Origin of the sequence: Planobispora rosea (genome assembly GCF_014648175.1) — a bacterium.
Taxonomy (GTDB): Bacteria; Actinomycetota; Actinomycetes; order Streptosporangiales; family Streptosporangiaceae; genus Planobispora; species Planobispora rosea.
The window spans coordinates 1-4,339 of sequence record NZ_BMQP01000103.1 but is presented as its reverse complement, the minus strand read 5'-3'; the positions used below and the strand labels follow the sequence as shown (position 1 = coordinate 4,339).

General features: G+C 72.2%; 2 protein-coding genes. Both read right to left on the bottom strand.

Annotated elements, in window-relative coordinates; genetic code table 11:
• A partial coding sequence (locus IEZ08_RS38855) for a beta-ketoacyl synthase N-terminal-like domain-containing protein (protein ID WP_444544063.1) occupies nt 1-898 on the bottom strand: 898 nt, incomplete at its 3' end.
• A 33-nt stretch (nt 899-931) separates the two neighbouring features.
• Nucleotides 932-4,339, bottom strand: a 3,408-nt coding sequence (locus IEZ08_RS38850; RefSeq protein WP_189244221.1) for a type I polyketide synthase, incomplete at its 5' end; no start/stop codon positions are given.

The following is a 4,339-nucleotide window of genomic DNA, read 5'->3' as shown; positions in this document are numbered from 1 at the left end:
CCCGCTGCTGCGCCGGCCCATTGGGCGCGGTCAGCCCACTGGAGGCCCCGTCCTGGTTGATCGCCGACCCGCGCACCACCGCCAGCACCCGATGTCCCAGCCGCTGCGCATCCGACAACCGCTCCAGCACCAGCACACCGACACCTTCCGAGCAGCCGGTGCCGTCGGCGTCGGCCGAGAAGGACTTGCACCGGCCGTCGGCGGCCATGCCGCGCTGGCCGCTGAAGTACACGAACATCTCGGGTGAGGCCATCACCGTGACCCCGCCGGCCAGTGCCAGCGTGCACTCGCCCCGGCGCAGCGCCTGCGCCGCCAGGTGGATCGCCACCAGCGACGACGAGCACGCCGTGTCCACGGTCACCGCGGGACCCTCCAGCCCGAACGTGTACGCGACCCGCCCGGTCAGGATGCTGCCGTCACTGGTTCCCGCACCGTAGTCGTGGTACATGAGCCCGGCGTAGACCCCGGTACGGCTACCGCGAAGAGTGCCGGGATCGATCCCCGCGCTCTCCAGGGCCTCCCAGGAGGTCTCCAGCAGCAGCCGCTGCTGCGGATCCATGGCCAGCGCCTCACGCGGCGAGATCCCGAAGAACCCCGGATCGAACTCCGCCGCGTCGTACAGGAACCCGCCCTCACGGGCGTAGGTCTTGCCCGGCCTGCCCGGCTCCGGATCGTAGAGCCCCGCCACGTCCCAGCCGCGATCACGCGGGAACTCGGACACCGCGTCGACCCCGGCCGTCACCAGCTCCCACAGTCCCTCCGGTGAAGCGGCTCCGCCCGGATACCGGCACCCCATCCCGACGATCGCGATGGGCTCGGTGGCCGCCGCGGCCAGCTTGCTGTTCTCGCGGCGCAGCCGTTCGTTGTCCAGCATGGACTTCCGTAGGGCTTCGACGATTTGATCCGTTGATGTGCTCACGGGTGGTCCCCCTTACGCGGTCGGGTCGGAATCGCTGTGGGCGAGCGCGGCGCGGACGAGAGCGTCGACGTCCATCGACAAGATGGCCTCGCTCTGGTCGTCCTCTCCGCCGAAACCGGTCACGTCGGCGGGGTCGCGGTCGATCGGGCCGGCGATGCGCATGATGGTGTCCAGGACGCCGGCCTCGCGCAGCCTGGTGATCGGAATCTCCTGCAGGACGCGGCGGATCTCCGTCTCGTCCGGCTCGTTCTCCTGTTCCACGACCGCCGCGTCGGGCACGAGCTCGGTCTGCAGGAAGTCCGCCAGCGCCTGCGGTGTCGGATAGTCGAACATGAGGGTGGCCGGCAGCCGCAGGCCGGACGCGGCGCCGAGCCGGTTACGCAGCTCGATCGCCGCCAGGGAGTCCAGGCCCAGGTCGGTGAAGCCCCGGGTCGGCTCGATGGCGCCGGGCTCGTCGTGGCGCACCGCCGCGACGTGGCCGATCACGAGGTCGAGCAGGATCCGCTTGCGTTCCCTGTCCGGCAGGCCGGTCAGGCGCTGCTCCAGCGAGACGGACTCGCTGACGGCGGGCGCACCGCCTGCCGTCAGGCCGCGGCGTGCCGTACCGCTGAGGGAGCGCCGCGCCGCGGTCTTGGCCGTGTCACGCAGCAGCGCTGGGACCTCGTCGCCGGAGGCGCGCAGAGCGGCGGCGTCGATGCGGCTGAGGACCTGGACCGGTTCGGCCACGAGCAGTGCCTGGTCGAGCAGGTCGAGTGCCTCTTCCGCCGTCATCGCGGGCATGCCCAGCCGCTCCATGCGGCGCAGGTCCGCCTCCACCATGCCGCCGCCGAGCTCGGTCTTGACCTTCCACAGGCCGAAGGCGAGCGAGGTGGCGGCCAGTCCCTGGCGGGCGCGGAGCGTGGCCAGGGCGTCGAGGAACCGGTTCGCGGCACCGTAGTTGCCCTGTCCGGCTCCCACCACCAGCCCGGCGACGGAGGAGAACAGGACGAAGGCGGCGAGCCCGTGTTCCCTGGTGAGTTCGTGCAGGTGCCAGGCGGCGTCGACCTTGGGTGCGAAGACGGCGTCGATCTGCTCGGCGGTCAGCGACCCGACGAGCGCGTTGTCCATCACGCCCGCCGCGTGCACGACCGCGCTCAGCTGACCGGCCCGCTCCAGCAGGTCCGCGACCGCCTGCCGGTCGGAGACGTCGCACGCGACCACCGAGACCCGCGCCCCGAGCCGGTTCAGCTCATCGGCGAGTTCCCGGGCTCCCGGCGCGTCCAGGCCGCGCCTGCTCGTCAGGAGCAGGTCGCGCACGCCGTACCCGGCGACCAGGTGACGGGCCACCACTGCCCCGAGGCCGCTGGTGCCACCGGTGATCAGCACGGTGCCGGAGTCCAGTGCGGGCCGGTCGGCCGGCGTCGCGTCCGCGGGAACCGGCGTGAGGCGTGGCACGAGGATCGTGCCGCCCCGGACGGCGACCTCCGGCTCACCGCTCGTCACGGCCGCCGCGAGCCGGGCCGTTCCCGCCTCGTCCAGGTCGGCCAGGATGATTCGTCCGGGATTCTCCTCCTGGGCGGCGCGCACCAGGCCCCAGAGCGCGGCCTGCGCCGGGTCGGTCCGCTCGTCGTCCGGTACGGCGGAGCCGTACCGGGTGGCCACGACCAGGCGGCCCGAGGCGAACCTGTCGTCGGCCAGCCAGGCGGCGAGATGCCCCAGGACCTCGTTGACCGCGCTCCTCGCACCGTCGTGGGCGGGTTCGGCGTCATTCGTCGGCGCCGAGATCACCACCACGTCGGCGGCATCGAGGGAGGCGATGTCCGCTGCCGTCCGGGTCGCCGTACCGAGTGCGGCGGCGATGCCGTACGGATCGGACCCCGCGACGGCCCACGTGCCCGTGCCGGCCGCGGCCGGGGCGGTGAGCGGGTTCCACGAGATCCGGTAGAGCGATTCGCGGCGTCCGCTGCCGGCCACGGCGGCGGCGTTGACCTTGTCGGCGGTGACCGAGCGGACCACCAGCGACTCGACCGAGGCGACCGGTGTGCCGGTGAAGGCGTCGACCAGTTCGAGCGAGCACGCGTGCGAGTGCGCTGCCGGATCCCGGCGCGCGGCCACGATGCGCACCCGGAGCGAGGCCGAACCCGCGGAGTGCAGCGAGACGCGCTCCCAGGCGAACGGCAGCTGCGTTCCGCCGGTGGCCTCGGGCCCCGCCTCCTCCAGGAAGTCGGTCGCGCTCAGCGCGGCGTCGAGCAGGGAGGGGTGGAGCCCGAACCCGGCGGCGTCACCCGTCGCCTCGGGCGGCAGCGCCACCTCGGCGAAGATCTCGTTGCCGCGCCGCCAGACGGCCTTCAGGCCCATGAACATCGGGCCGTAGCCGTACCCCTGGCTGGAGAGATAGTCGTAGACGTTGGAGATGTCCACGCTCTCAGCGTCCGTGGGCGGCCAGGTGGTGATGCCGAGCGACTCCATGGTGACGGGCTGCTTCGCGCCGCCCGCCAGCACGCCGGTGGCGTGCAGCGTCCAGGGGGTGTGGGCCGGCGCGTCGTCCCACCGGGAGTGGACCGTGAAGGTACGGCGCCCGGTGTCGTCGGCCGCCTCCACCGCCACCTGGAGCGCGAGCCCGCCCTTGTCGGGCAGCGGCATGACGGCCTCGATGGTGAGCTCCTCCAGCAGGTCGCAGCCGACCTCGTCACCCGCGCGCATGGCGAGCTCGACGTAGGCGGTACCTGGGAGGATGACGACGCCGAGGACGTCGTGGTCGGCGAGCCAGGGATGGGTCTCCACCGAGAGCCTGCCGGTCAGCACCACACCGTCCGAGCCGGGCAGGTGAACGACCGACGACAGGAGCGGGTGGGTGGCGGGGAGCTGGCCATGGGCCACGGGCTCGCCGCCGGTCGCGGGCGGAGCGTCCAGCCAGTAGCGCTTGTGCTGGAAGGCGTAGGTCGGCACATCCACCCGCCGGGCACCGGACCCGGCATAAAACGCCTCCCAATCCAGCCGCACCCCCCGCGTCCACGCCTTCGCCACCCCGGTCAGCAGCTCCCGCTGCTCCTCCCGGTCCCGACGCAGCAGCGGGATGAACGCCGTTTCCTCGTCTTCGACGCAGGCCGGGCCCATCACCGACAACACCGCGTCCGGACCCACCTCGACGAACGTCTTCACGCCCTGACCGGCCAAAGTGGCAACGGCGTCGGCGAAACGCACCGCCTCGCGCACATGCCGCACCCAGTACTCAGCCGTGAACTCGGTGATGGGCTCCCCGGTCAGGGTGGACACCATCGGGATCTGCGGAGCCGCGAACGACAACGTCCCCACCACCCGGGCGAAATCAGCCAGCATCGGCTCCATCAACGGCGAATGGAACGCATGCGAAACACTCAACCGCTTGGTCCGCTCGAAACGCTCCGCAACCGCCGCCACGGCGTCTTCGGCGCCGGAGAT